Here is a 26294-nt window from a genome sequence, read left to right as displayed (position 1 = left end):
GGGAAGCGCCATGAACAACCTGAGCCTCAACAACCCATTGTTTGCGACGTACGTGATCGCGGCCACGCTCATGATCCTGAAGGCGGTGGCGATGTCGTGGCTGACGGTCGCGCGCATGCTGCAAGTCAAGGGCGGATTCCGCTCGCCCGAGGACATCCGCAAGACACCGCTCAATCCGCAACCCGATCCGGCGCAACTCGAGCGCAACGAGCGAGTGGATCGCATCCGGCGCATTCACCTCAACGACCTGGAGAACCTGCCGTTCTTCCTGGCCGCTGGCTTTCTCTATGTGCTGACCGAGCCCGCGTTGCTGCTGGCGCAGGTGCTCCTGTATGGCTATGTGGTTTCGCGGCTGCTGCACTTTGCCGCATATGTGACCGCGCAGACCCACGACATGCGCGCCACGCTATGGACTGTCGGCTCGCTCATCCTTGTCTTCATGACGCTGCGCACGCTGCTTGCCGCGCTCGGGATCTGGTGATGGCATCATGACGTGGCCCGTGCGCGCCGACGCCCGGGATCCACAACGACACATGGAGCCAGCCGCATGAATTTGCTTCGCCATTTCCCCCGGGCCGCCGTCATCGCCGCGGCACTGCTTTCAGCCACTGTTGCCAGTGCCGAGACATGGCCCACCAAGCCGATCCGCCTCGTGGTTCCGTTCTCGGCCGGCGGCGCCAATGACCTGATGGCGCGGGCCGCGGCGGAGGGCGCCTCCAAGGCGCTTGGCCAGCCCATCATCGTGGACAACAAGCCCGGCGCGGGCACGGCGCTCGGCGCGGACCTCGTCTCGAAGGCTGCGCCCGACGGCTATACCTTCCTGGTGAGCGCGGCTGGCGTGATCTCCAACAGCATGATTCGCAAGAGCATGCCCTACAAGGACGAGGCGCTGGTGCCGGTCGCGATGATCGGCCTGGCGCCCTCGGTGATCGTGGTGCCTGCGGACGCGCCCTACAAGACGCTCAAGGAGTTCATCGACGCGTCGAAGAAATCCGGCGCCGGATTCCACTGGGCGACGGCGGGCACAGGCAGCACGCCGCACTTCGTGGAAGGGCTGCTCCAGACCAAGTACGGCGCCAAGCTCGACGTTGTGCCCTACAAGAGCGGTTCCGAGTCGATCACGGCCGTTCTCGGCAGCCAGGTCGAAGCCACGTCGGAAGCCAGCATCGTGGTGCTGCCGTATCTGAAGAGCGGCAAGCTGAAGGCGCTGGCCGACACCTGGACCAGCCGCATTTCGGCCTATCCGGAGTTGGCAACCGCGAAGGAACAGGGCTTCCCCGAGATCCAGATCGCGCACTGGGCGGGCGTGCATGCGCCCAAGGGCACGCCCGACGCCATCCTCGACAAGATGGCCTCGGCCGTCGATGCCGCCATGAAGGACAAGGCCACGGTCGATCGCCTCAAGGGCATGGGCATCGAGCCCATCGGTGGTACACGCGCGGCATTCGTCAAGTTCGTCGGAGAGGAACGCGCGCGCCTGGGTGGCGTGGTCAAGGCCACCGGCATGAAGGAAGACTAGAGGCGAGGATGAACACCCCCGAAGCGCCTGCGGCGCCTCCCCCTCGAGGGGGCGCACCCAGCGGCCCGGCAAAGCCGGTTCCGCGGGTGCCCACGAACAGACTTCGCGTTGCTCGTCCTGGAATCATGCATCGCGGGTCACGCGGTAGCGTGGTGGAAAAGTGAAATGAAACACCCCCGAAGCGCCTGCGGCGCCTCCCCTCGAGGGGGCGATACCGGCGGCCCGGCAAAGCCGGTTCCGCGGTATCCCTGGTATCTCACTGCGCCGGTTTCATGTGTCGCGGGTCACGCGGTAGCGTGGTGGAAAACTGAAAGGAGCCCTACTTGTTGCGGAAGACTATTTCCTTCATCCGCACCAGCTTGGGCGAGACGATCGGCACGGTCAGCATCGTGCTGGCCACGGCCATCAGCAGCAGGGCAGTGAACGACGCGTTGGTGATGATGGCCTTGTCGAGCAGCACGTTGGCAAAGACGATCATGATCAGCGCCTTGGTCTGCAACAGCCAGCCGATGAGGGAGCCTTCGCCGGGCTTCCACTGAAGAATGCGGCCGGCGATGTGCGTGCCGATCAGCTTGCCGCCGACCGATGCCACCAGCAGCACGGCCGAGGCAACGAACACCGCCGCGCCGCCGCCCTGGAAGTTGGTGCGCAGGCCGGTGCTCAGAAAGTACACGGGCATCACCACCATCAGCAACTTGTGGCGCAGCGAGTCCATCTCGGCCTGGTCGAACCAATGCGAATCCATCACCGCGCCGGCGATGAAGGCGCCCACCATGTAGTGCAGCCCGCACCAGTCGGCGCCCAGTCCGCAGGCGGCCAGCCAGATGATGCCGGCATACCAGCGGTCATGCGCCGGAATCCGCACCATCAGCCAGCGAAAGGCGGCGCTGGCCGCCGCGAACAGCGCGAGGAAGGCGACCTGCTTGCCGACGCGCTCCCAGTCCAGCAGGATCAGCGCCAGCACGCTCCAGATCGCGATGTCGTCCAGGCTCGCATAGCGAAGGATGCGCTGGCCGATCGGCTGGCGAAGGATATCGAGCTTTTCCATGAGCAGGATCAGGATCGGCAGCGCAGTGACCGCGCACGACATGCCGATGCCCAGTACGAATTGCCAGGTCGCCGCGTGCTCGCCCATCCAACCCGCGGACATCGCCATGCCGATGCCGGCCACGCTGCCGAATGCCAGCGGCACGCCCAGCGCCAGGCCCGCCGTGATGCCGCTTTCGCGGCGATGCGTCCAGGCCTCGCGCAAGTCGAGCTCGATGCCGGCAATCCACACGAACAGCATCACCGCCCATTGCGCGATGGAATTGAGCGACTGGATCACCGGCGCGTTGAAGACGAACTTGTAGTAGTCCGGATAGACGGCGCCGAGGACGCCGGGCCCGAGCAGCACGCCGGTGATGATCTGCACCACCACCAGCGGCGCGAAATACTCGGTGCGCCCGAGCCGCCAGATCAGGTACGGGCCGGTAAAGATGATCAGCATCGCGATCAGGAAAATCTCGGAAGTGCTCATTTGAAGAATCAGGTCGACGGGTGAAGCGGGTCGCGGGCGGGGTCGTGATGCGCGCGGGAGTTTGCCACGGCAAAATCCTTGCCCACACTCGAAAGCAACTACAGGTGCGTCCATGACCCAGTACTGGCTGATGAAATCCGAGCCCGAAGAGTGCTCGATCGACGATGCGCTGGCTGCGCCCGATGCCACGGTGCCGTGGACCGGCGTGCGCAGCTACCAGGCGCGCAACTTCATGCGTGATGCGATGAAGGTCGGTGACGGCGTGCTGTTCTATCACTCGAGCTGCCCCGAGCCGGGCATCTACGGCGTCGCGCGCGTGGCTTCGGGCACACGGCCCGATCCGACGCAGTTCGATCCGAAGTCGCCTTACTACGACGCCAAGTCGAAGCCGGAAGACCCGCGCTGGTTGCTGCTGGACGTGCAGGCCGTCCGAAAGACGCGTGTGCTGGCCTTGCCCGAACTGCGCGCGACGCCTGCGCTGGCCGACATGCTGGTGCTGCGAAAGGGCAACCGGCTGTCGATCACGCCGGTGGACGCGGCGCATTGGCATCTGATCGCCGACAAGATGCTGGCTTGATGCTGCGCATCCGACAGCCCGGCGTCGGCGATGTCGCGGCCGATGCATTCACGCTGCACGGCTGCATCCCGAGCTATCGCGCGACCCGCGATGCATGATTCCAGGACGAGCAACGCGAAGTCTGTTCGTGGGCACCCGCGGAACCGGCTTTGCCGGGCCGCTGGGTGCGCCCCCTGGAGGGGCAGGCGCCGCAGGCGCATCGGGGGTGTTTCAATCCCCGCGGCTGAGTCCGCGGGCGTACAACATCGCCTTGAGCCTGCGTACCTCATGCTGCAGATCGAGGATCAGCGCTGCAGCGTCGAGCCCGACGCCGAAGTCGCGTTCCAGCCGACGGGCTTCGAGGGCGCGCTGCAGGTCGGCGCTGCCGAAGCGCCATTGCGCCGGCTCGGCGTCCTGCACGCTGACATGCACGATGCCCACTTCGACCAGTTGCACCACCCAGGCGGTGTCTGCGCCGACCGCGTGAGCGAGTTCGCCCACGGCGAGTGGTTGCGCGGAACTGACCACCGAGGTGGCAGCGATGACGGAACGAGTCGCCATGATCAGACTCCCAGATGGCGGCGTGGGTTGAAGGAAGTTGCCGCCTTCGCGAGCGCCTCGTAGGCGGCGCGGGCAGCGTCGTTGTCGGCGGGCGGCAGGGCAATTTCCAGCAGCAGGTAGAGGTCGCCGGGCGTCTTGCCGGGAAGCCCGCGCCCTTTGAGGCGCAGCTTCATGCCGTTGCGCGCATTCGGCGGTACGGTGACCTCGACCACGCCGCCGGTCGGCGTTGGCACTTCGACCTTGGCGCCGAGCGCGGCTTCGCTTGGCGTCACCGGCAGCGTCATGTAGAGATCGCGCTCCTCGATGCGGTAGTGCGGGTGCGCTGCGATGCGCACCTCCAGGTACAGGTCGCCAGCCGGTTCGCCGCCGTGACCCGGCATGCCCTGGCCCGCGAGCCGGATGAACTGGCCGGGCCGCACGCCAGGCGGGATCTTCACGCTGAGCGTGCGGTTCTCCCATTGCGGCAGGCCTTGGGCATCCACTGTCTGCGCGCGCAGACTGATCTCGCGCTCGGCGCCGTTGAGCGCGTCTTCGAGTGCGATCTCGATGGCTGCATGATGGTCCTCGCCGCGCATGCGCATGTTCTGGCGCGCGGCGCCGCGCCGCTCGGCCGCGCCGAACAGCGACGAGAAGAATTCGCTGAAGTCCGCATGGTCGGCCGGTCCGGCGCCGGGGCCGCGGTGGAACTCGAAGCCGGTGTCCCAGTCCGGCGGCGGCTGGAAGTCGCCGTGCGGCGAACCACCGCGCGCAACGCGGTCGGCCAGCGCGTCGTAGGCGGCGCGCTTTTCCTTGTCGCGCAGTACGTCGTTGGCCTCGTTGATGTCGCGCATCTTCACCTCGGCGTCGGCTTCCTTGCTGACGTCGGGGTGGTATTTGCGCGCCAGCTTGCGGTAGGCCTTGCGTACCTCGTCTTCAGAGGCGCCGCGCTCGACGCCGAGGGTCTTGTAGTAGTCCTTGAATTCCATGGTCCTGTGGATTCAAAAAAGGGGGCTATGCGATAGAGGCCTCTGCGTCGCCCTTGGCCTGCAGCGGCTTGACCGTCCATATGGGGCCGCTGCGCTCGAAACGCAACGGTTGCGCGTTGCCCAGCACGCTCAGGTCGATCGTCACGCCGAGCAGCGCTGCCAGCACGAACAGGCTGCCGCCGTGCGCCACCACGAGCACAGGCGCTGGCCGGGCCAGCGCGGCGGCGAGGGCGATGCGCTTGCGGTCGACGAACTGCTTCAGCGTTTCGCCGCCCTCCGGCGCGCAGGCCCAGTCGATGCTGGCGGACGACGTGCCGATGAGCACGCCGAAATGCCGCTCGCGCAAGCCGGCATCGGGCAGGGGCGTGAGCCCGTGCGGCGCGGCCACGGATTGCGCCGTGACATGGGCGCGCGGCGCGTCGCTGCACACGATGCTGCGGATCGTCTCGCCGGCCAGCACAGTCGCGGCCTGCGCTGCTTGCGCGAGGCCGAGTTCACTCAAGGGCTCGTCGGGCGCCTGGAAGATGCGCAGCGCGTTGCGGTTGGTCTGGCCGTGGCGCAGGAAGTAGAAGTGCTCGCAGGCGGGCGAGATCGGTTCGGCAGCGGCAAGCTGCACCAATTCGTCCAGCCCTGCAGGCTTGAAATGGGCCGGGGTGACCAGTGAAGTGGAGTTGCTCACGCTGTCTTGCCGGCTCGTATGCCCAGCTTCATCGCCGCAGGCCGCGCCAGCAAACGCTGGACGTACGCCTCGATCTTGTGGCTGCCCGAGTGCCCGCCGAAGAGCTTCTGCCAGATGAACACCGACCCGATCATCACGTCGGCCGCGCTGAACTGTGCGCCCAGCAGCCAGGGACCATAGCCCAGTTCGCGCTCGATGACATGGACGGCCTCGTTGAACCCGGTCCAGCCGCGTTCAGCCGTCGGCCTGACTTTCATGAAGGCGTCGCCCATCGCCGGTTCGAGCTGCGAGGTCGAATACACCATCAGCGAGAGGTAGCGCCCCCGGTCCTGCGCACCGACGGACGGGGCGAGCCGCTTCTGCGGAAACTTCTCGGCCAGGTACATGCAGATGGCGGCGCATTCGAAGAGCTTCGTGCGGCCATCCACCAGCGCCGGCAGCTTGCCCGCCGGGTTGATTTGCAGGAAAGCGGGCTGCTTGTGCTCGCGCTTGAGGAAGTCGATGTGCACAAGCTCGTAGTCGACGCCGCACTCGTCCAGCATCCACTTGGCGGTAACGGCGCGGCTGTGCGGGTTGTAGTAGAGCTGCATGTGTGGTCTCCTCAGAGCTTTGGTATGCGAAGCGTCTTGCTGATCATCAGCGTGCCAGACAGCCCGAACAGTAACGTGATGGGATGCAACACCCACGGGCCGAGCACCCAGGCACCGCCCCACAGCGTCGCGCCGACGCCGCCATGGGACGCTGCGTAGGCCAGCACGCCGACGAGGACCACGCTGGTCGGGATGGGCGTGCCTTCGAAGTATTTGACCTTGTCGGCGCCCTCGGAAAGTGCCTCGGCCGTGACGTTGTAGCGCGCGAGCCGGCTCACGCCGCAGCAGACGAAATAGATCAGCAGCACCGCATCCCAGCCGCCGCTGGCGCCGGCGGCAAAGGCCAGCGAGGCAGGCATCACGCCGAACGAGATCACGTCGGCCAGCGAGTCGAGTTCGCGGCCCAGCGCCGAGTGCGTCTGGCGCCAGCGCGCGATGCGGCCGTCGAACACATCAAAGACGAAGGCCGCGGGCGCGAGCGCCGCCGCCCACATGAACAGCGACAGGTCACCCTTCGCCGCATACGCCATGGCCAGGAACACGCCACCCACGCCGCAGGCCGCGTTGCCGAGCGTGAAGGCGTCGGCCAGGTGAAAGCCTCGGATCATCGAGAAGTGCTTGCGTGGCCGCGTGGCGGGGTCGGGCAGGGGCATGAGGAATCTCCGGGGGGAAACAGGCGCACCTTAACGCAAGCTGGGCGAAGCGGCATCGTGCGCTTCGGCCAATTGCGCGAAGCGCTCCAGCAAGCGCGCCGCGGCTGGCGTCGCCTTGACGTTGCGGCGCAGTGCGTCGGGGTCGGCGCCTTCGGCACGCAGGTCGTCGGCCAGCGCGTCGATGTAAGCCTGCATCGCGGCCGCGTCGAACTCGGGATGGAACTGCACGCCCCAGGCGCGCTCGCCGATGCGGAAGGCCTGATGGGGCTCGAAGGCATTGCCGGCGAGGCGCACGGCTCCCGGGGGCAGGCGCAGGGCGCTTTGCCGATGCACCACGTTGGCCGGGAAATCACGCGGCATGTCGCGGAACAGCGTGTCGTCCGCGGATGCGTCGGTGAGGGCCACCGTGACCGTGCCGATCTCCAGGCCGCCGGGGTGGTCGTCGGCTTCGCCGCCGAGCGAATGCGCCAGCAACTGGTGGCCGTAGCAGATGCCGAGCACCGGCTTGCCCTGATGCACCACATGGGCGAGCCAGGCGGCGGTGGCCTCGCTCCAGTCTTCGCGGTGCGACACCATCGAATGCGAACCCGTCAACACCACGGCCGAGAGTTGGGCGGGCGTGGGCAGCTTGTCGCCGCGGCGCGGGTCGAGCACCACCACGGGCAGGCGGGTGTCGCCGAGGCCGCTGGCAATCCAGTGCTCGAAGTCGCCGCGTTCATTGCGCAGTTCGTCGAAGGTATCGCCTGCCTTGATGATGACGAGCGGGTGGGGGTAGGCATCTTCCATTTGAAGCGTCCGTTGATTTCAGGTTCGGTCGATGGCCGGACGCACGGCGCGTGCCACCTCGTCGACCAGGCTTCGGCGATCCGGCGGCGCGTACCAGTGCGTGGCCAAGCCGGCTTCCCAGTCGGGATGGCCGCGCGCCGGCTCGGCGGCTTCGACGATGGCTTCGAGCCGTCGCCCCATCGGGGTCTCGCCTTGCGGATTTCGGGAGGTGGCGATACGGCCGGTGGCCGCATGGCCGCGTTGCTCCAGCGCATGGACCAAAGTGAGCAGCCAGGCGAGCAGCACCTGCCTCACGCGGTCTTCCACGGTGAGTTCCTGCACGTCGTTCATCAGGTTGATCAGCTTGCGGCCCATCGGCCCGAAGCCTTGCGACAGCGCACCGCCAATGGTCGCGCCGAGCGCAGTGGCGGTGCCGAGCGACAGGCCGGCCAACGCGATGTCCGCCACCACGCCGACTGCCGCGCCGACCGCCGCGCCCTTGCCGAGGCGCAGGCCCGCGTCCTTCATCGCCTCGGCGCTGAAGAAGTCCATGCTCCAGCGGCCTTCGAGTTGCGGCAGCGGCGCTTCGTCGGCATCGCCGTCGCGGAAGCCGTACAGCGCAAGCAGGTCGTCGGCGCAGCGCTGGGTCTTGCTGGAGACAGTGGCCTGGAGGTCGGCAATGAGCTTCTGTCGCCGTTCGGGATCGTTGAACTCGCCGGACGATACGGTGCGGCGCAATGCGGTTGTGTCGACCGCCAGTTCGGCGATGCGCGCGGCGGCAGCGCTGCGGCGCTCGGCGGCTTCGGCTGCGAGCGATGCAACGACCTGCGTCAGTTGGTCGCGGCGGTCGCGCAGCAAGGTGCCCAGGTCCTCGTAGAGTTCGCGCTCGGCCCCGACGAAAGGGGCGGCGGCGTCGAAGCGCACGACGGCATGGAGGCCGTAGGCGGAAAGCAATTCGCGCCATGCGGGCTCGCGGCTGGCGTCGCTGCGCACGAAGTTCAACACTGGAAGCACGGGCCGTGCGCACGAGTTCAGCAGCTCGATCTCGGCACGGAACTTCGGCAGCACCGGCTCGCGCGCATCGATCACGAGAAACGCCGCGTCGACATCGAGCATCGCGCGCAGCACCTTGGCTTCCTGCTCGAAAGCGCCATGCGCCTCGGGACCTTGGAGGAACGCGCGGATGCGGTCGGGCGGCGTCGGCGCGGTGGCCGTGAAAGCTTCTAGATGCTCGCGCAGGCTGACCGCGTCTTCAAGGCCGGGGGTGTCGAAAAAGGTGACGGCGGCGCGGCCGGACACCTCCAGCGCGATCTTCTCGACATGGCGCGTGGTGCCGGGACGCTCCGATACGTCGCCGAAGCGAATGCGCCGCGTGAGGGTGCGCAGCAACGAGGTCTTGCCGGCATTGGTGTGGCCGACGACCGCAATGCGGATGCTGTTGGCGTTGGGGTCGATCATGCGCATCCCCGCAGTGTCGCCTCGAGATCGTCGCAGGCCGCGACGTGCTCCAGCCCCACGTCGCCGAGCCAGCGCCGCCAGCGCCCGTGCGCGGCTTCGTCGCCGGACAGCAGCCACAGCCGGCATTCGCCGCAGTGCCCGAGCAACTCGCGCAACAGCCGCTCGGTACCGCGATCGGGGCTCGATGCGGCGTGGCAGGCCATCAGCAGCGTGCGGGGCCGCAGGCGCGCGATGGTGTCGAGCAACGCATGGCGCTGGCCGGCGCTGCCGTCGACATGCAGCACCGGTGCGACGGAGGCCGGCAGCCCGGCCGGGGGCCATGGCGTTTCCTGCGGCAGCTCGAAGCCGACCAGAATCAGCTTGTCGCTGGTGTCGCCCGCCTTCAGACCAACGGGTGGCTGATCGCGCACGAGCCCCGGATCGCCATCGACGATGCGCGCCGGTGCCATTGCGTCGAAGCGCGCAAGCAGCTTGCGGTAGTAAGGCTGCGCGAGGTCGGGCTGCAAGCCGCGTTTGCGCCGTTGCCACACCAGCGCGCTGACGATCGCGAAGAACACGCGCGGCAGCAGCCCGTAGACCACGATGCAGCCGGTCAGCCACAGCGCCCAGGCGCGCTGCTCGGCCGCGTTGGCGACGGGGGCCAGCACGGTCGCTGCGTCCGGCACCGGAAAGCCCAGCATGCCCGGCGCCCAGCCCAGCCATTTCACCCCGTTCACGAAAAAGCCGGTCTCCAGGATTGTCGTCTCCCAGCTCAGCGTGTAGCTGCGAAACGCCAGCGCGAACAGCATTGCGCCCAGCACCGCGGCGAACGACAGCGCCCAGATGCAGTGGCTAACGAAGCCGAAGGCCCAGGGCACCAGCCGCGCGCCTGACAGCAACTGGGTAGCCGCTCGCAGCAGCACCGGCGCCTGGCCGCGCTTGCCGCCTGCGACGCGTGCGGTCAAGGCCATCCAGAGCCAGCCCAGAGAGGTGTTGAACGACGTCAGCGGCAGCACCAACCCCGCAAGCCAGAGCAGCAATGTCAGCATGTGCACGCCGAGCAGGCTGACCAGCGCCACCATGATGTTGATGCGGCGCTCGCTGCCGCCGACCACATTGCCGGCCAGCGAAAGGCCGGCCATCACGACCACCACGACCAGCGCGAGTGCGACCCAGGGTGCCCAATGCAGTGCCCGCAGCAATTCAGCCTGGAGCCCGATACGTTGGCCGAGCAAGGCGGCACGGTGGGCGATGCGGCCGGCGGGAGACGATCGCGATAGCGCTGCTTCGCGCATGGCGGCCGCGTCGTCGAGCGGCCCGGCCTGCTCGATGAGTTGCACCGCCTCGGTGAGCACCGCATCCTTCAACAGCAGATCGGGTTCGCGCAGTGCGGTGTTCAATAGCTTCCCTCGGGCATCAGAGCGCTGAAATTATGCCCGGCGATACACCATGGAAAAGGGCTGCCAAGGCAGCCCTGCGCTATTCCGCCTGCGGACGGAAACTGATGTGGGATGCAGGGGGCTTCAGCGAAGGCCGAAGAACGACAGAACCGCAACCACGACAACGACCAGACCGACGATGTAGATGATGGAATTCACGGAGGACTCCTCTGTTTAAGACCTGCATAGTGTTGAGCGCGCCGCGTTGCAAAGCTGTCGGAAGGCGTGGCTGTGTGGTGTAGGAATCAGGCCGCTTCTTCTTCCGGTTCCTCGTTCAGCTCCCCCAGGAAGCCGCCGCTCTGGTGCGACCACAGCCGCGCATAGAGACCGCCCTGCGCCAGCAGGGTCTTGTGGTCGCCTTGCTCCACGATGCGGCCTTCGTCGAGTACGACGAGCCGGTCCATTGCGGCGATGGTCGAGAGCCGGTGCGCAATGGCGATCACTGTCTTGCCTTCCATCAATTGGTAAAGGCTGGCCTGGATCGCGGCTTCGACTTCGGAGTCGAGCGCGCTGGTGGCTTCGTCGAGCAGCAGGATCGGCGCATCCTTCAACATGACCCGGGCGATGGCGATGCGCTGACGTTGGCCGCCGGAAAGCTTCACGCCGCGCTCGCCCACGTGCGCGTCGTAGCCGTGGCGGCCGCTGGCGTCGCTCAGGGTCTGGATGAAGTCGTGCGCCTCGGCACGCTCGGCCGCGGCACGGATGGCCTCGGCGCCTGCATCGGGCCGGCCATACGAAATGTTGTCGGCCACCGAGCGGTGCATCAGCGACGTGTCCTGTGTGACCATGCCGATGTGCGAACGCAGCGAGTCCTGCGTGACATGCGCGATGTCTTGTCCGTCGATGAGGATGCGCCCGCTTTCCAGGTCATGGAAACGCAGCAGCAGGTTGACCAGCGTGGACTTGCCGGCGCCGGAACGGCCGACCAGCCCGATCTTCTCGCCCGGTGCCACCGTCAGGCTCATGTTGTCGATCACGTTGCGGCCCTTTTCGGCAGTCGTTCCATAGCGGAACACCGCATGGTCGAAGCGCACCTCGCCGCGCGGCACGTCGAGTTCGACGGCATCGGGCGCATCGAGAACGGTGCGCGGGCGCGACAAGGTCTTCATGCCGTCCTGCACGGTGCCGATGTTCTCGAACAGGCTGGTCATCTCCCACATGATCCAGTGCGACATGCCTTGCAGCCGCAACGCCATCGCGGTCGACGCCGCCACCGCGCCGATGCCCACCGAACCATGCGACCACAGCCAAAGCGCGGTGCCCGCCATGCCGGCGGTGAGGCCCATGCTCAGGACGTGATTGCTGATCTCGAAAGCGCTCACCAGCCGCATCTGGCCGTAGCCGGTGCGCATGAAGTCCTGCATGGCCGAGCGTGCGAAGCCGGCCTCGCGGTGCGTGTGCGAGAACAGCTTGACGGTGGCGATGTTGGTGTACGCATCGGTCACGCGGCCGGTCATCATCGCCCGCGCATCGGCCTGCTTCTTGCCGATCGAGCCGAGCCGAGGCACGAAGACCCAGAGCTGCACGATGTACAAGACGAGCCACACGATGAAGGGCAGCATCAGTTGCCGGTCGAGCACCGCGGCCAGCACGATCAGCGTGGCGACGTAGACGGCCATGGCCACCAGCACGTCGGCCAGCACGAAGACGGTGTCGCGCACGGCCAGCGCGGTCTGCATCACCTTGGCGGTGATGCGTCCGGCGAATTCGTCCTGGTAGAAGGCCATGCTCTGGCCGAGCATGAGGCGGTGAAAGTTCCAGCGCAGGCGCATTGGCAGGTTCACCGCCAGCGTCTGGTGCTTGACGATGGTCTGCAGCGCCACCACGCCGATGCTGGCAACTAGCGCGAAGGCCAGCCACATCAGCGTCATGCCCCGGTCTTGCCACAGGTGCGCGGGCTCCTGGCCGCCGAGCCAGTCGACGATGCGGCCCAGCACGGCGAACAGCACCGCCTCGAACGCCGACATCGCCGCTGTGAGCAAGGCCATTGCCAGGACCTTGCCGCGCACGCCGTCCGTGCAGGCCCAGACGAAGGCGAAGAAGCCGGACGGGGGCAGGGCCGGTTCGGTGGGCGGGTAGGGATGGAGGAGTTTTTCGAAGAGGCGGAACAAGGGGAATCGGCTCCAGGACGCGACGGCAGTCGGGCTCAGCGTGGATTCTGGGCCATGCGCGGAAACGCGGTGGGCAAAGGTCTTGATTCGGGAAAAAGCTATGCGCGCCAGGCGCCCACGCCAAAGGCAGACGCTGCCGATGCCCTCGGCACGCGGGGGTCTGCATTCGCCAACGCCGCAAGGCCTTGCGCGTCAGCGCGACCACAGCTGCAGAGGCGGCGGGCTATTGAAGCAGTCACGCGAGAAGGCCACGAATGCTTGCGGCGAAAGCATCGACAGCGACCTTGCAAAGGCCATTCAGAAACTGTCGAGTCGCGAGGGTCGCCTGGAGCGCTGCATGCGGGCGATGCAGATGACCGTGCCACCGGCGCAATTGCGTCTGCGCATCAAGGCGCCGACGCCGAAAGCCGCTCCGCCAGGAAATCGATAAAACTCCGCAGCTTCGGTGCCATGTATTGCCGGCTCGTGTACACCGCGAACAGTGTGATCGCAGGCGCCGTGTAGTCGGGCACCAGGCGGGTGAGGAGGCCATCCGTCAGGTCGTCATCCACCAGCCACTCCGGCAGGAAGGCCATGCCCATGCCGGCGCGCACCGCATGCAGCGTGAGCGTGGTGTCGTCGGAGCGCAGCACCGGCGACAGCCGCAGCGGCGCCTGCCGGCCGCCCGCGGCCTTGAGCGAGAGGCCCTCGATGTTCACGTAGCTCGGCACGATGGCGCCGAGCCTTGCCAGATCGGCGGGCGCTGCCGGCCTGCCGGCGCGCCTGACGTATTCCGTCGCGGCAACGAGGTGGAATTGCACCTTGCAAAGCGGCCGCGCGATGAGTGCCGGCGACGGCTCGTGGGTCGCGCGCAATGCAAGGTCATAGCCGTCCGCGGCCAGGTCGACCTTGCGATTTTCCAGATGCATGTCGACCAGCACCTCGGGGTGGCGCTCGCGATAGTCCGCCAGCACGCGGGCGAAGCGCGGCGTGGCACACCAGACGGGCGCGCTCACCTTGAGCTGGCCGCGTGGCGTTTCGTTGCGCTGGCCGATGGCGGCCTCCGCGGCATCGAGCAGGTCGAGCGCCTGGCCGCTCTGCGCATACCAGGCCAAGCCGGCCTCGGTCAGGCTCAGGTGGCGGCTGGAGCGGTTGAGCAAACGTGCGCCGAGCGACTTCTCGAGCTGGGCCACATGCTTGCTGACCATCGGTGCCGAGATGGCCAGCCGCTCGGCCGCCCCGGTGAAGCTGCCCGAGTCGACGACCTCGCGGAACACGCGCAGGCTGGTCATGCGGTCCATCGATGCTTTCCCATGGAGAAACAAACCATTGAATAGATGCCTCTCGAATTCTGCATGGGAAATCACTACATTCGATGGCAAGGATATTCAGAATGACCTCAACGACGAATTCACGCTTGCCGACCTACTTCATCTCGCACGGCGGCGGCCCCTGGCCCTGGATGAAGAAGGAGATGGGCAACGCCTATGCCAGGCTCGAAGCCGCGCTCGCCGACATGCCGCGCCAGATCGGCCGCAAGCCGCGCGCCATCCTGATGGTGTCGGCCCATTGGGAAGAGCCTGCCTTCACGGTGCAAGCGAGCCCGAAGCCGCCGATGATCTACGACTACGGCGGTTTTCCGGCGCACACGTACCAGGTGCACTACGACGCGCCCGGCGCGCCGGAACTGGCACTGCGCATAAAGGCGTTGATCGAAGGCGCTGGCCTGCCGGCCTCGATCGATGCGCAGCGCGGCTACGACCACGGCGCCTTCTCGCCGATGGCCGCGATCTACCCGGATGCCGAGGTGCCGATGGTGCAACTGTCGTTGCGCCGAGGCCTCGATCCGAAAGAGCACCTCGCGCTGGGACGCGCGCTGGCGCCGCTGCGCGATGAAGACGTGCTCATCATCGGCAGCGGCCTGAGCTATCACAACCTGCGCAATTTCGGCCCGCAGGCGCACGACGTGTCAAAGGCCTTCGACGACTGGCTCGACGAGGCGGTGGTGCAGGGCGCGCCGGGCAGTCGTGCGCAAGAGTTGGCCAACTGGGCGGCGGCGCCGGCGGCACGAGTGGCCCATCCGCGGGAAGAACACTTGATCCCGCTGATGGTCGCGGTCGGCGCGGCGGAATCGGAAGAGGGAACGCGCGTGTATCACGAGGACGCGTTCATGGGCGGCCTGGTGGTGTCGAGCTTCCGCTTCGGGGCTGCGGCGAACGGCTGATCAACCGGGCAAGGACGGTCTCAATCGTCGCCCGGGTTCGACCGTTCCTCCTCGTCCCGCGCCCGCAGCCCGGCGCGTGATTGCCGCCCCCAGCTTCGGTTGCCGGTCAGGAACACCCACCACCCCATCGCCGCACCCGTGTGCCGCAGTATCTGGAAGCTGAAAGGCTCGACCAGCGCGGCCATGAAAGCCTGAAACAACCCGGTCTCACTGTCGTTGCCGACCCAGCGCCGGTAGAGAAAGACCGACCAGAGGTGAAACGCCAGGTCGAGCGCGATCTTCGCGCCGATCACGCCGGCCACGGGCGCAAGGATGCCGAGGTCGCCGCGCGCCATGTACACCAGCAGCAGGAAAAAAGCGGCCAGGCCATACAGCGGCTGCAGCGTGTCGACCGCTTTCACCGGCAGCATCAAGGTGCCGAGCCAGCCGTAGCGCCTGTCGCCGACCATCGCGCGGTACAGGTACTGCGTCTGCAGGAACCCGCCGAACCAGCGTCGCCGCTGCCGCAGGAACGATGGCACGCTGCTCGGTGCGTCGGTGTGCGCCTGGGCGTCGCCGAGCACGCGCACGCGCCACGGCAGGCCATGAGCCTCGGCATAGCGATGCAGGCGGTGGATGAGTTCATAGTCTTCCACCAGGCAATCCGGGTCGAAGCCGCCCACGGCACGAACCGCATCGAGCCGGAAGCCGGCGAAGGCACCGGAGATCAGCAGCAGCCCGTTGAGCCGCATCCACGCATAGCGCGAGAGAAAGTTGCGGATGTACTCATAGGTCTGGAACCACTGGAAGCAGCGCCCGCTCAAGCTGCGGCTGCACACCGGCGTGATGACGCCCGTGGCGGCGACCAGTCCGGGTTCCGCCGAGAAGGCACGGCGCACCGCGGCGATGGCCTTGTCGTCGAGCAGCGTGTCGCCGTCGACCGTCAATACGGTGTCGGTGCGAATGCACAGCATCGCGGCATTCAGCGCGCGGGCCTTGCCGCTGTGCGGCAGGCGCAACCAGTGAAGCGACGGATGCAGCGCGCTGGCCGCGCTCAGTTCGCCCAACAAGGGTGCGATGAGGCCGTAGCGTGTTTGCAGCAGCTCGGCCGTGCCGTCGGTGGAACCGTCGTCCGCGATCACGATCTGGTCGGCCGGGTCGGTCTGGCCGAGCAGGGCGGCCAGGGTCACGGGCAACACCGCGGCTTCGTTGTGCGACGCGACGATCACGCCGACCGTGCACGGGCGCGTGCTCGCCGGTGTGGCGCGTGTTGGCCGAAGGATGGGCAAGGTCGCCCATGCGGTGAACAGCAGCAGCGCGGTGTCGTAGGCCACGTAGGCCACGCCGACCGACCAGCTCCACACGCCGCCGGCCATGAACGCCATGCTGAACAGCCCGATCCAGAGCAGCAGCACACTGCCGTGGATGAGCACGGCTGCGCGCCGGCGTAGGAGGCGGCGCCAGTCGCGGGGAGGCTGCGGCAAAGGCGCGCTGGAGGGAGTCTTTCAAGAATTGGACCCGGTCGATCGAAAGGGTAAGCGGGACTAGAGGTTATGGTTTCGACAAATATCCCGACCCGGGACAATGCTGACAGACTCCGCCCACGCCAAAAGATTCCTCATGCCTTCCATCCCCGATCGATATACGAAGCCCGCCATCATCCTGCACTGGGTGATTGCGGTGCTCATGGTGCTGAATGTCATCCTGGGCCTTTCTGCCGAGAATGTGCGCGACGAGTGGGTGCGGCCGATCGTGGACACGCACAAGTCCATCGGCATCACCTTGCTGGGCCTGGCGATCTTGCGATTGCTCTGGCGCGCCACCCACGAGCCGCCCGCGATGCCGCAAGGCTACGGCCGGCTCGAGCGTGTCGCGGCGCATCTGGCGCACTGGGCGTTGTACGGGGTGATGTTCCTGTTGCCGCTGTCGGGCTGGATGCATGACTCGGCGTGGAAGGATGCAGCAACGCATCCGATGCAGTATTTCGGCCTGTTCGAGTGGCCGCGCATTCGCTGGATCATGGCGATCGAGCCGTTGTCGAAGGAAGGACTGCACGACCTCTTCGGCGCGGTGCATCTCTGGTTGGGCAATTTGCTCTACGTGCTGTTTGCACTGCACGTGCTCGGCGCGCTCAAGCACCAGATACTGGACCGCGAAAAGGAACTGCAACGCATGCTGCCATGATGAACTTCCCACCCGATTCCAACGCGGGCGCGCGCGCCATCATCGAGCGCATCGATGCGCTCGGAACCCGGCAAGACCCGGTGCACGAAGGCGTGCGGGTTCGTTGGCGACGCTTCGGGGTTGACGGCAGCAAGCCGCCGGTCGTGCTGCTGCATGGCGGCCATGGGAGCTGGATGCACTGGCTGCGCAACGTGGAGGCCATTGCGGCGGAGCGAACGCTGTGGCTCCCCGACATGCCGGGCTTCGCCGAGTCGGACAAGCCGCCTGCACCTGCGCCGGGCGAGGCTGCCATTGCGCCGCTGCTCCGGGCGCTGGGCGGCACGCTCGACATGCTGATCGGCGCCGGCACGCCGATCAGCCTGGGCGGATTCTCATTTGGTGGATTGACGGCCGCCCGGTTCGCCGTGCAACGCGGCGCAATCGATCGACTCATGCTGATGGGCAGCGGTGGTCACGCCACGCTTCGGCGGCTGAGCATCGAGATGATCAATTGGCGAAAGTCCGTCAACCGCGAAGACGAGCGCGCGGCGCTGCAGCACAACCTCGGCGCGCTGATGCTGCACGACAAGCGCTTCGATGCGCTGGCCTTCGAGATTCACGACATCTCGTGCCACGGCACGCGCTTTCGCAGCAAGGACGTGTCGCTCGCGGGTGGGTTGCAGGCGGCGCTCGATGCGCTGGCATGCCCGCAATTGCTGGTGTGGGGCGAATTCGACGTGACCGCCGACCCGCGGCCGTTGGTGGCCGGCCTGGTCGAAGGTCATGCCAATCGCGAGGGCGTGGTGATCGACGGCGCCGGCCATTGGGCGCAGTACGAGCGGGCCGACGAGGTCAACGCGCTCTTGCTGCGCTGGCTCTCATCTTGACTTCTTCGCCTTGTCGTACTTCTGCCAGTACAGGAACGGGTCCTCGTGGACTTCGATGTCGATTTCCGCGATGCGCGCCTGCAAGCGCTCCTGCACTTCGGCCACGGCCTGGTTGTAGACGAGTGGGCCGACCTCCTCGAGGAAGAAGCCCAGCAGCGCGCCGGCCGCGATGTTGCCGATGCGCTCTTCCATGTGCTCGTTGAAATAGCGCTCGACGAAGGCGATGGCCTGCTGGCGCGCCTCGCGCGGGATCTCGATGGTCATGGCTTGATGAACTTGAGGACGAATTCGTCCTTGGGTTGAAGCGGCTCGGGCGTGTTCTTGTCGCGCGGGTCGTTCGGGTTGCGCAGGAAGGAGCCTTCGGCCACGAGCTTGAAGCCGGCGCTTTCGACTTCGCCGCGAAGGAACGATTCCTCCACGCGATGCAGCGTGCCGGATTCGGAAATGCCGGTGCCCGGCCGCCCGGCGTGGTCTGCAATGACGAACATCCCGCCCGGCTTCAATGCGCGAAAGATGGCGCGGTTCATCTGCGCACGGTCGACGCCCAGGAAGCCGAGGTCGTGGTAATTGAACATCAGCGTGACCAGGTCGAGGCCGCCGCTGGCGACCGCAGTCGGCGCCGGGTCTTCGAAGCGTTGCGGCACGGCGATGATCGGCGCGGCGAGGACATTGGCACTTTTCAGCCTGGCGCTGCGATCGGCCAGCGCGACGGCGGAAGGGCGCGGACCGGCGGGAGCGGCCGGCGCGGCTGCCGGATTCGGCGTCGCGGCCACGCCGCCGGACACACCCTCCGGTGCGGTGGGCGACGGCGTCGCGCGACCGGGATCGCGCTGCGGCATTTGCCCGTAGACCACGCCGGTCGGCCCGATCGCGCGTGCGAGCAACTCGGTGGTGTAGCCGCCGGCCGCGCTCACGTCCAGCGCCGACATGCCTGGACGCACGCCGATGAAGGCGAGCATCTGGGCGGGCTTGCGCCGCAGGTCGTTGGTGCGGTCGGGGCCGGTGCGATCGGGGCTCGAGAGGATGGCGGCGATCTGGTCCTGCGAGACCGCAGGCGCCTTGGTCGCGCAGGCGTCCAGCAGGCAGACCGCTGCCGCGAGCATCAGGGGCCATGCGCGCCGCGCGCTTCTTTGTGAAAACATTGGTGATCACCCATTCCTTGTCGTGCCGGCAGTTTAGACAGCCGCGCGATTCGTGGCGAGGCCGATGCCTTCGACGCGGGACACGATCCGCATCGCCCCGGGGCGGCCCGAAAACCGATCGATCTCAACCCGGCAGGTACTTGGCCAGTTCGCGCTCGATGGCTTTCGGGTCGTCCTTCATCCCGCCGTTGATCCAGTCGGCAAAGTCACCGACATAGACATCCTCGTCGCCGCGCTCGAGACCCGCCAGCACGGCCTTCGCAACTTCTGCGGGAGACGACATGGGCCCCTTGAAGTCCTTGCTCATCTCCGTATCGACTGCCCCGGGCATCACGGCCATGACGAGCGCGCCGCGCGCCGCCAGTTCGGCGCGCACGCCTTCGGTCATGCGCAGGCCCGCGGCCTTGGCCGCGCACAGGGATCCCATGCCTGGAATGGTGACCTTTGCGAGGATCGACAGCATGTTGACGATCGCGCCGTCGCCCGTGAGTTGCGGCGCAAAGGCGCGGCACATCGCGAGCGTGCCGAGGTAGTTGGTCGTGACTTCCGCCTGCGCATGCTCGAGCGACTCTGCCGCGAGGAAGCCCTGGTGGCGGTTGATGCCGGCGTTGTTGATCAGCAGATTGACGTCGAGGCACTGCGCCTTCACTGCCGCGATCTGTTCGGGGCGCGTGATGTCGAGGGTCTGCACTTCGAGCCGTCCCGGATGCGCCTTGACGAGATCGCCGAGCGTGTCGGTGTTGCGCGCAGTCGCATAGACCTTCTGCGCACCGGCGGCAAGCAGGTGTTGCACAAGCTCCCGACCGATTCCGCGGTTGGCACCGGTGACGAGGGCGATGGACTTCTGGATGTTCATGGTGGTCTCTTTCTCTACTTCTAAACTGTAGGAGCGCAGCATGCGCCACTTCACTCAGGAGAACCCTATGGCAGGTCAGTACATCGACATGAAAGCCGCTGATGGCAGCGGCACCTTCCGCGGCTACCTCGCATTGCCGCCTTCTGGCACCGGCTCGGGGCTCGTGATCGCGCAGGAAATCTTCGGCGTCAACAAGACGATGCGCGAGGTGGCCGATTCGTTCGCCGCCAAGGGCTATGTCGTGCTTGTGCCCGACATCTTCTGGCGCCAGGAGCCGAATGTCGAGTTGGGCTACACCGAAGCCGACTGGCAGCGCGCCTTCGGCTACTACCAGGGCTTCGACGAGGCCAAGGGCGTGGAGGACATCCAGACCGCGATCACAACCCTGCGCAGCCGCCCCGAGGTGAAGAACGCGAAGGTCGGCACGATGGGCTTCTGCCTCGGTGGCAAGCTGGCTTACCTCGCGGCCTGCCGCACCGACACCGACGTGTCCGTCGGCTACTACGGTGTGGGCATCGACGCAGCGCTGGCCGAGGCCGAAAACATCAAGAAACCGTTGGTGCTGCACATCGCCGAGCTCGACAAGTTCTGCCCGCCCGAGGCGCGCGACAAGATCGTGAAGACGCTCACGGGTCGACCGAACATCACGCTGCATGTCTATCCCGGCCAGGACCACGCGTTCGCGCGGGTCGGCGGGGAGCACTATGACCAATCCTCGGCGGAATTGGCGAACGAACGCACCGTGGGCGCGTTCAAGGCTGCGGGGCTGTAGCACATGACCTGAGTCCGGGCGAGGCTCGATGGGCTTTTTCCCGCCCGGAAAGCCCCGCCACGATGGCTTCACATCGACGCGATTTCCAGGGGCACGCCCCACGCGTCGTAGCCGTAGACCCAGTCGGCATTGCCTCCCTCGCGCAGCCAGTTGTTGCCGCGCGAACCTACCTGGATCTGGCTGGTTCGCGCCAGCCGCGCCGCCTCGTAGCGCGCGAGCGCGGCACCGACCTGCGCCGGCTTGTCGATGCCCGCCAGGCTGCGTGCCAGCACCACGCCGTCTTCGATCGCCATGCCCGCGCCTTGCGCCATGAAGGGCATCATGGGATGGCAGGCATCGCCAACCAGCGTCATGTGCGCGCTCGACCAGCGCGAGAGCGGATCGCGCTCGTACAGCGCGGTCTTCAGCACGCTGTCGCAGGCCTCGAGCAGGGCGCGCGCATCGGGGTGGAAATCGCCATAGAAGCCACGCAACTCCGCCACGCTGCCTTCGGTGGTCCATGACTCCTCATGCCACGAATCCTGGGCGGTGGTCGCAAAAATGAAGGTGTCGCGACCCTGATTGAGCGGGAAGGTCACGATCTGGCTTTCCGGCGTCGGGCCCCACCACTTCGTAAAGGCCTGGATATTGGGCACGCCCTTCACACGCTCGGTCGGCACCACTGCGCGAAATGCGACCACGCCGGTGAAGCGCGGGCTTTCGGCGCCGAACATCGCAGTGCGCACCACCGAGTGGATGCCGTCGGCTCCGATCAGCACGTCGAGCTTCACCGGCTCGCTGTCATCGGTGAACCGGATCGACACGCCATCGGCCTGCTCGGCGATGGCCTGTGCGCGCTTGCCGAACTGCACGCGCTCGGCCGGGAAGGCATCGGCCAGCGCGGCCAGCAGGTCGGCGCGGTGGATGGTCAGTTGTGGTGCGCCGTACTTGCGCTCGGCCTCGTCGCCCATCGCCAGTCGCGAAGTCTCCTCGCCGCTGTCCCAGGTGCGGCTGATGCGGTGCGTCGGCCGTGCCCCCGAAGCACGGGCCGCGGCGGCGATGCTGCTGCCCAGGCCGTCGAGCGCGCGCACGGCATTCGGCGTGAGGTTGATGTCCGCGCCCACCCGCAGGAACTGCCGGCTCTGTTCGAACACCACCACATCGTGGCCGGCCTGATGCAGTGCGTTGGCTGCCGCGAGGCCGCCGATTCCGGCGCCAACGACGCCGATCTTCAATGAATTCATGGTCTGTCTCTCGAAGGATTTGGAAGGAGTCACGTATCGGAAGGAACTGCGCCCGGGATGGACTTTCTTATGATGCGTGCCGGGCATGAAGCGCACCGGAGGTGCAAGCAAGATGAGGTCTTTCAGGTCAGTGATGGATTGTTCAATCGGGGGGCGGCGCGCTCAACCGCCGGGACGCCGCTTCTGGTCACCATTCGTCCACATCGTTGCCCGCATCCCGAGCACGCCATGGACGCATTGAGCGAGGTTTTGTCCAACTGCCGTGCCCAGCGCGCGGTGACCGCGCACTTCAAGCTGACGGGCCCCTGGGCACTTCACTCGGCAGGCGTTTCGGGCGTCATGATCCGGATGTCACGCGGTGCGCCCTGGTGGCTGCAACTCGACGGGGCTGCGCCCGTCCGCGTCGACGCAGGCGACCTGACGATGCTGCCGATGGGCGCGCCGCACCTCGTGGCGTCGGAACTCGGGGCGCCGGTCCATGCATTCGCCCGATTGATCGCGCAACATGCCGAAGGCCCCAAGGACGAGAACCCGCTCGTGTTCAGTCATGGCGGCGATGGCGGCGCGCTCACCGAGATGTTCTCCGTGCTCATGTGGTTTCCGGCTTACACGCGCCATTCGGTCTTCGGCATCCTGCCGCCGTTGATCCACATCCGCGAGCGGGAGTTGCCGCTGGCGGGTTGCCTTGCGACGACGATGCAGTCGCTGATCGTGGAAACGCTGGCGCGCCGTCCGGGCTGGCGCGTATCGGCGGCGCGAATGGGCGAACTGCTGCTGGTCAATATCCTGCGCGAACGCCTGGGCAAGGCCACGGTCCAGGACGCGGGCTGGCTGCGCGGCCTGACCGATCCGGCCATCGCACGCGCCCTCACGCGCATCCACCTGGAGCCCCGGAAGAAATGGACAGTGGAACTGCTGGCGAGGGAAGCCGCCATGTCGCGGTCGAGCTTCAGCGAACGCTTCAAGGACCTGATGGACACGACACCGATCGGCTATCTCACGGACCATCGCATGGCGCTGGCCGCCGAGCAGTTCGAGACGGGCAACTGCCGGTTGGCCGAGATTGCCGAGACGGCCGGCTACGAGTCCGACAAAGTGTTCGCGCGCGCCTTTCGCCGCTGGTCGGGGCTCACGCCTACCGCCTACATGAAGCGCGAATCGGAGCGCGGGAAGGTCATGGCCGACTTCGCAGCCTCGATGAGCCAACTGCCGTGATCGAGATTCAAGCCGGCTGACTGGCCGCCGAGCCGATGGACATTCGCTCAGAAGGGCTGAGGCACCCCCACCAGCGCCTTGCGCGGCCGAATCAGCAGCCATGCAATCAGGGCCAGAAGAGCAGTGAGGATGGAGGCGATCGCCCACAGCACAATATGGAAGGCGTTGTCGTAGCCACCGATCAACATGCCTCGCATCAGTTCGGCTTTCTCCGCGGCCACCGCGAGCACAGGGGTGTCGAGGTTGCCCGCCGCCACGTTGTTGATCCAGTTGAGTAGGACATCGTCATTTTTCGCGAAGGTGGACAGGGGGCCGCGCAAACGCTCTCCGAGCAGAGTGGCCAACAGCGAACCGTAGAGGGCAACCGCAATCGCTTCGCTGGCCAAACGAAAGGTGTTGAGCAGACCAGCCGCCATGCCTGCTCTCTCTTCCGGGACCGCCTTGAGAGCCATGCCATCCACTAGTCCGGCCGAGAGCCCCATCCCGACCCCGACCAGAAGCAATGGCATGGCCAACTGCCACAGCGGCATGCCAGGATGGCTCGCAATTGCGAGCGACGAAATCCCGGCCAGCAGGCACAGCAGACTGGTATTGAGTACGCCGGTAGGCGAAACACCGTGTGTCACCAGTCTGCCGGCCAATATCGGGCAAACCAACATCGGCAGGGTCAGCAGCAGCATGGTTAGCCCCGCCTCGGTGGGAGCCAGGCGCAGCACACTCACAAGATAGCTGGGCAAATAGGTTAGCAGAGTCACGAATCCGAAAGAGGCCGCCACAGTCACCAACGCCATGCCGACGAACCTCCGATTGGCCAGCAAGGACAGATCGAGCATCGGCTGGCGGTGGCGCTTTTCCTGCCAGACAAATACAGCTAGAAGCACGACAAAACTGAAAATCAGGGCGCGCACGCCGTGGCTGCCCCAGCCCCACTGCGATCCCTGCACGATAGCGATCATGAGGGCCAGGAGAGCGAGGATGAACAGTAGGGAGCCAAGTGCGTCGAAATGCGAGAACGTAATAGGCGCACGTTGCTTGTCGCGATGAATCAGCGGACTGCCCAGCAGGACCAGCACTAGGGCGCCGGTATGCCACCAGAAGATTGCGCGCCAATTGAAATTGTCGAGCACCAGACCGGAAAGCGTCGGACCGAGGCTGACCCCGAGTCCTGCCACAGTGCCGAACATCGCGAACGCGCGCATGCGCGCGGCCCCGTCGAAGTGGGTAGACAGTAAAGCGATGCCGCAAGAGAAGATCGCGGCGGCACCCACGCCAGCCAGCGCCCGTGCCAGATCCAATACCAGCGGGCTGTCGGCCATTGCCGATAGCAACGATCCAGTCGAATAGAGCACGGCCCCCAATATGAAGCAGCGCTTGCGGCCGAAGGCGTCTGCCAATGCACCCCAGACCAAAGTAAAGCATGCAAAAGTTAGGTTGAAGGCGTTGACGACCCACTGCAGAGTTGTAAGCGACGCATGGGTGTCTACCCCGATCGCGGGCAGCGCTACGGCGGTGCCGGATATCGAGCTGGGAACAACGAAGATTGCCAATAGGATGACCACCAGCAGTCCTTTGCTGGTAACGGATTTGTTCATGATGTGTTATTGCATTCTTGTCTGGTTTAACGAAGGGAGGGCCAACGTACCGGTAGGGCAGCTGGGCGCCGCAAGATGGTTCCGTGGACCCCAGGCACCTCGACGGCCGGAACTGCGAGTTCCAGGCCGGGCAAGCGGGCAACCAGGATCTCCAGGACAGTGACTATTTCCATGCGGGCCAGCGCCGCCCCCATGCAGTGGTGCATCCCGTACCCGAACTGCAAGTGCTTCGGGCCGTTGCGGCCAGGCACGATGGCGAGGGGATCGCCAAAAACCGCTGGGTCACGGTTGGCAGCAAACACGTCGAGGTAGACCACGCTGCCGGCATTGATGCGCCCCCAAGAACCATCCACGTCGTCGCCCGCCACACGCGGGAAGGTCGAGTTCGTGCCCAATGGAATGAGGCGCAGCAATTCCTCAACGGTGTCAGGAATGCGGGATGGATCCTTGACCAGTGACTGCCAGAGTGGCGGCGCTGCAAGGAGTGTGTAGACCACTTTGGTGGTCGCTGAAGTAGCTGTGAGCGCGTGGCAGCTGCGCTGTGCACTGGAAGTGCATGTCGTCGCAACGGGTCGCCCCAGTAAGGAACACTTCGCTGACCGCGGCACGGTGCACCATGTGGCACGACACGGTGCTCTCGTACACTCTGCAGCGCACTTCCTGCTCGAAATCAAATCTCATTGGTTGACACTCCCTGTTCTGCAATGAAGGCATCTCATGCCCAGAAGGTTCTAATAAAATCGAATGTTCGATAATATTCGAACGTCTGATTTATATCGTACGTATATTGACCACGTCAAGTAAATCAACCTAGGAGAAGCTATGCCTGATGACCAAGGGCACCCCGCACTGAACGAGATTGAACTGGGGACGGTTCTGACTGCATTGGCCGATCCAACGCGGCGCCGTGTGGTCAAGGCGCTATTGGAGGATGCGGATGGGGCCGAAAGGCTCTGCACATCTTTTGGGCTGCAATTGAGCAAAGCCACCCGCTCCCATCACTTTCGTGTCTTGCGCGAGGCCGGTCTTATCCGTCAGGTGGACCGCGGCAACAGCCGCATGGCGCAGCTGCGGCGTAGAGACATCGAGAAATGTTTCCCAGGGCTGCTAGAACTCATCGCCCGAGAGACGAACTGACTGAGTCCCAGAACGAGACATGCCGAGGGGTGTGAGCAAGGGTTCGGCCGCATTCAGGTCGCCGGGCTGGGCGAGACCGACTATCAGGCCGAAGTCAAATGATCGAGGCGCTGCGAAAGATGATCAAGTGGAACGTCGGGCCGTCAAACGCATCGTGCAGTCCATGCTTGGCTTCAAGTCCTTGCGTTGCGCGCGAGCGCTCATTGCCGGCATCGAGACATCAAGCTGAAGCGCGAATCGAAGCGCGGGAGAGGTTGTGGCCAAACTGCCGGCCTTTGATCTGCGCGGCGCATCCGCGACAGCGCGACACCGAAGCGACTGCCGGATATGT

26 protein-coding genes and 2 pseudogenes are annotated in these 26294 nt (G+C 66.0%); 9 read left to right on the top strand and 19 right to left on the bottom strand.

The genetic code is table 11. The features are described 5' to 3' along the window. Positions 1-10: 10 nt before the first annotated feature. Positions 11-481, top strand: coding sequence for an MAPEG family protein (locus tag WKW80_RS06760; RefSeq protein WP_340362773.1), 471 nt, complete (start codon positions 11-13; stop codon positions 479-481). A gap of 66 nt (positions 482-547) precedes the next feature. Next, positions 548-1519, top strand: coding sequence for a Bug family tripartite tricarboxylate transporter substrate binding protein (locus WKW80_RS06755; protein WP_340362772.1), 972 nt, complete (start codon positions 548-550; stop codon positions 1517-1519). A 319-nt stretch (positions 1520-1838) separates the two neighbouring features. Here the strand turns inward: WKW80_RS06755 and WKW80_RS06750 are convergent, their stop codons facing one another. Continuing rightward, positions 1839-3038, bottom strand: coding sequence for a cation:proton antiporter (locus tag WKW80_RS06750; RefSeq protein WP_340362771.1), 1200 nt, complete (start codon positions 3036-3038; stop codon positions 1839-1841). A 112-nt stretch (positions 3039-3150) separates the two neighbouring features. Here WKW80_RS06750 and WKW80_RS06745 point away from each other — a divergent pair, with 112 nt between their 5' ends. Beyond that, positions 3151-3615 carry an EVE domain-containing protein gene (locus tag WKW80_RS06745; RefSeq protein ID WP_340362770.1) on the top strand — a complete coding sequence of 155 codons (465 nt, stop codon included), beginning with the start codon at positions 3151-3153 and terminating at the stop codon, positions 3613-3615. A 210-nt stretch (positions 3616-3825) separates the two neighbouring features. Here WKW80_RS06745 and WKW80_RS06740 read toward each other — a convergent pair whose 3' ends face one another. The 10 genes from WKW80_RS06740 to WKW80_RS06695 form a co-directional block, all read right to left on the bottom strand. Beyond that, a complete protein-coding gene (locus WKW80_RS06740; RefSeq protein WP_340362769.1) occupies positions 3826-4155 on the bottom strand; it encodes a chaperone modulator CbpM in 330 nt (109 codons plus the stop codon). 2 nt (positions 4156-4157) lie between these two features. After that, entirely contained in the window at positions 4158-5120 is a 963-nt protein-coding gene (locus tag WKW80_RS06735) for a DnaJ C-terminal domain-containing protein (protein ID WP_340362768.1), read from the bottom strand. A 25-nt stretch (positions 5121-5145) separates the two neighbouring features. Next, the gene (locus tag WKW80_RS06730; protein ID WP_340362767.1) at positions 5146-5799 is read right to left on the bottom strand and encodes a histidine phosphatase family protein; all 654 of its coding nucleotides are present in this window, start codon (positions 5797-5799) and stop codon (positions 5146-5148) included. Next, entirely contained in the window at positions 5796-6389 is a 594-nt protein-coding gene (locus tag WKW80_RS06725; protein WP_340362766.1) for a glutathione S-transferase family protein, read from the bottom strand. Before WKW80_RS06725 ends, WKW80_RS06730 begins: the two co-directional genes overlap by 4 nt. An 11-nt stretch (positions 6390-6400) precedes the next feature. After that, positions 6401-7042: a CDP-alcohol phosphatidyltransferase family protein gene (locus WKW80_RS06720; protein ID WP_340362765.1), complete on the bottom strand. Its 642-nt coding sequence runs from the start codon at positions 7040-7042 to the stop codon at positions 6401-6403. Between the two features lie 30 nt (positions 7043-7072). After that, the gene (locus WKW80_RS06715) at positions 7073-7828 is read right to left on the bottom strand and encodes a glutamine amidotransferase (protein ID WP_340362764.1); all 756 of its coding nucleotides are present in this window, start codon (positions 7826-7828) and stop codon (positions 7073-7075) included. A gap of 18 nt (positions 7829-7846) precedes the next feature. After that, positions 7847-9265: a GTPase/DUF3482 domain-containing protein gene (locus WKW80_RS06710; protein WP_340362763.1), complete on the bottom strand. Its 1419-nt coding sequence runs from the start codon at positions 9263-9265 to the stop codon at positions 7847-7849. Next, positions 9262-10644: a DUF2868 domain-containing protein gene (locus WKW80_RS06705; protein WP_340362762.1), complete on the bottom strand. Its 1383-nt coding sequence runs from the start codon at positions 10642-10644 to the stop codon at positions 9262-9264. The genes WKW80_RS06710 and WKW80_RS06705 overlap by 4 nt, the downstream gene beginning before the upstream one ends. Before the next feature lie 284 nt (positions 10645-10928). Then, positions 10929-12794, bottom strand: a complete 1866-nt coding sequence (locus tag WKW80_RS06700) for an ABC transporter ATP-binding protein (RefSeq protein ID WP_340362761.1) — start codon at positions 12792-12794, stop codon at positions 10929-10931. Between the two features lie 386 nt (positions 12795-13180). Beyond that, a complete protein-coding gene (locus WKW80_RS06695; protein ID WP_340362760.1) occupies positions 13181-14074 on the bottom strand; it encodes a LysR family transcriptional regulator in 894 nt (297 codons plus the stop codon). Positions 14075-14166: 92 nt separating this feature from the next. Between WKW80_RS06695 and WKW80_RS06690 the strand changes: the two genes are divergently transcribed. Beyond that, a complete protein-coding gene (locus WKW80_RS06690; RefSeq protein WP_340362759.1) occupies positions 14167-14997 on the top strand; it encodes a DODA-type extradiol aromatic ring-opening family dioxygenase in 831 nt (276 codons plus the stop codon). 20 nt (positions 14998-15017) lie between these two features. Here the strand turns inward: WKW80_RS06690 and WKW80_RS06685 are convergent. Next, positions 15018-16485, bottom strand: a pseudogene (locus WKW80_RS06685) (glycosyltransferase family 2 protein). A gap of 111 nt (positions 16486-16596) precedes the next feature. Between WKW80_RS06685 and WKW80_RS06680 the strand changes: the two are divergent. Both WKW80_RS06680 and WKW80_RS06675 read left to right on the top strand, forming a co-directional pair. Next, positions 16597-17160, top strand: a complete 564-nt coding sequence (locus WKW80_RS06680) for a cytochrome b (protein ID WP_340362758.1) — start codon at positions 16597-16599, stop codon at positions 17158-17160. Then, on the top strand, positions 17157-18026 hold the full coding sequence (locus WKW80_RS06675) for an alpha/beta fold hydrolase (protein WP_340362757.1): 870 nt from the start codon (positions 17157-17159) through the stop codon (positions 18024-18026). Before WKW80_RS06680 ends, WKW80_RS06675 begins: the two co-directional genes overlap by 4 nt. Here WKW80_RS06675 and WKW80_RS06670 read toward each other — a convergent pair. The 3 genes from WKW80_RS06670 to WKW80_RS06660 all read right to left on the bottom strand — a co-directional run bounded on the left by WKW80_RS06670 (position 18018) and on the right by WKW80_RS06660 (position 20066). After that, positions 18018-18290, bottom strand: coding sequence for a DUF2164 domain-containing protein (locus WKW80_RS06670; RefSeq protein WP_340362756.1), 273 nt, complete (start codon positions 18288-18290; stop codon positions 18018-18020). The two genes, WKW80_RS06675 and WKW80_RS06670, sit on opposite strands and share 9 nt — an antisense overlap. After that, complete coding sequence (locus tag WKW80_RS06665) at positions 18287-19168, bottom strand: class I SAM-dependent methyltransferase (RefSeq protein ID WP_340362755.1); 882 nt, start codon at positions 19166-19168, stop codon at positions 18287-18289. Before WKW80_RS06665 ends, WKW80_RS06670 begins: the two co-directional genes overlap by 4 nt. A 124-nt stretch (positions 19169-19292) precedes the next feature. Continuing rightward, positions 19293-20066, bottom strand: coding sequence for an SDR family oxidoreductase (locus WKW80_RS06660; protein ID WP_340362754.1), 774 nt, complete (start codon positions 20064-20066; stop codon positions 19293-19295). Positions 20067-20091: 25 nt separating this feature from the next. Between WKW80_RS06660 and WKW80_RS06655 the strand changes: the two are divergent. Next, a pseudogene (locus WKW80_RS06655) lies at positions 20092-20787 on the top strand (dienelactone hydrolase family protein); the annotation flags it as partial. Positions 20788-20864: 77 nt separating this feature from the next. Here WKW80_RS06655 and WKW80_RS06650 read toward each other — a convergent pair. Continuing rightward, positions 20865-22019: an FAD-dependent monooxygenase gene (locus WKW80_RS06650; RefSeq protein ID WP_340362753.1), complete on the bottom strand. Its 1155-nt coding sequence runs from the start codon at positions 22017-22019 to the stop codon at positions 20865-20867. A 228-nt stretch (positions 22020-22247) separates the two neighbouring features. Between WKW80_RS06650 and WKW80_RS06645 the strand changes: the two genes are divergently transcribed. Next, on the top strand, positions 22248-23234 hold the full coding sequence (locus WKW80_RS06645; RefSeq protein WP_340362752.1) for an AraC family transcriptional regulator: 987 nt from the start codon (positions 22248-22250) through the stop codon (positions 23232-23234). A gap of 47 nt (positions 23235-23281) precedes the next feature. Here WKW80_RS06645 and WKW80_RS06640 read toward each other — a convergent pair whose 3' ends face one another. Genes WKW80_RS06640 through WKW80_RS37285 form a run of 3 tightly spaced genes read right to left on the bottom strand, consistent with a single transcriptional unit; the run spans position 23282 to position 25444 of the window. Next, entirely contained in the window at positions 23282-24826 is a 1545-nt protein-coding gene (locus WKW80_RS06640; RefSeq protein WP_340362751.1) for an MFS transporter, read from the bottom strand. A gap of 26 nt (positions 24827-24852) precedes the next feature. Further along, a complete protein-coding gene (locus tag WKW80_RS06635; protein ID WP_340362750.1) occupies positions 24853-25323 on the bottom strand; it encodes a cytochrome P450 in 471 nt (156 codons plus the stop codon). Then, complete coding sequence (locus WKW80_RS37285) at positions 25253-25444, bottom strand: AfsA-related hotdog domain-containing protein (protein WP_422822862.1); 192 nt, start codon at positions 25442-25444, stop codon at positions 25253-25255. Before WKW80_RS37285 ends, WKW80_RS06635 begins: the two co-directional genes overlap by 71 nt. Before the next feature lie 204 nt (positions 25445-25648). Between WKW80_RS37285 and WKW80_RS06630 the strand changes: the two genes are divergently transcribed. Then, on the top strand, positions 25649-25963 hold the full coding sequence (locus WKW80_RS06630) for an ArsR/SmtB family transcription factor (RefSeq protein ID WP_340362749.1): 315 nt from the start codon (positions 25649-25651) through the stop codon (positions 25961-25963). Positions 25964-26294: the final 331 nt, after the last annotated feature.

The sequence above is a fragment of the Variovorax humicola genome (genome assembly GCF_037889915.1).
Taxonomy (GTDB): Bacteria; Pseudomonadota; Gammaproteobacteria; order Burkholderiales; family Burkholderiaceae_C; genus Variovorax; species Variovorax humicola.
Note: the sequence above shows the minus strand (reverse complement) of the source record. Positions and strands in the feature narration are given on the sequence as shown.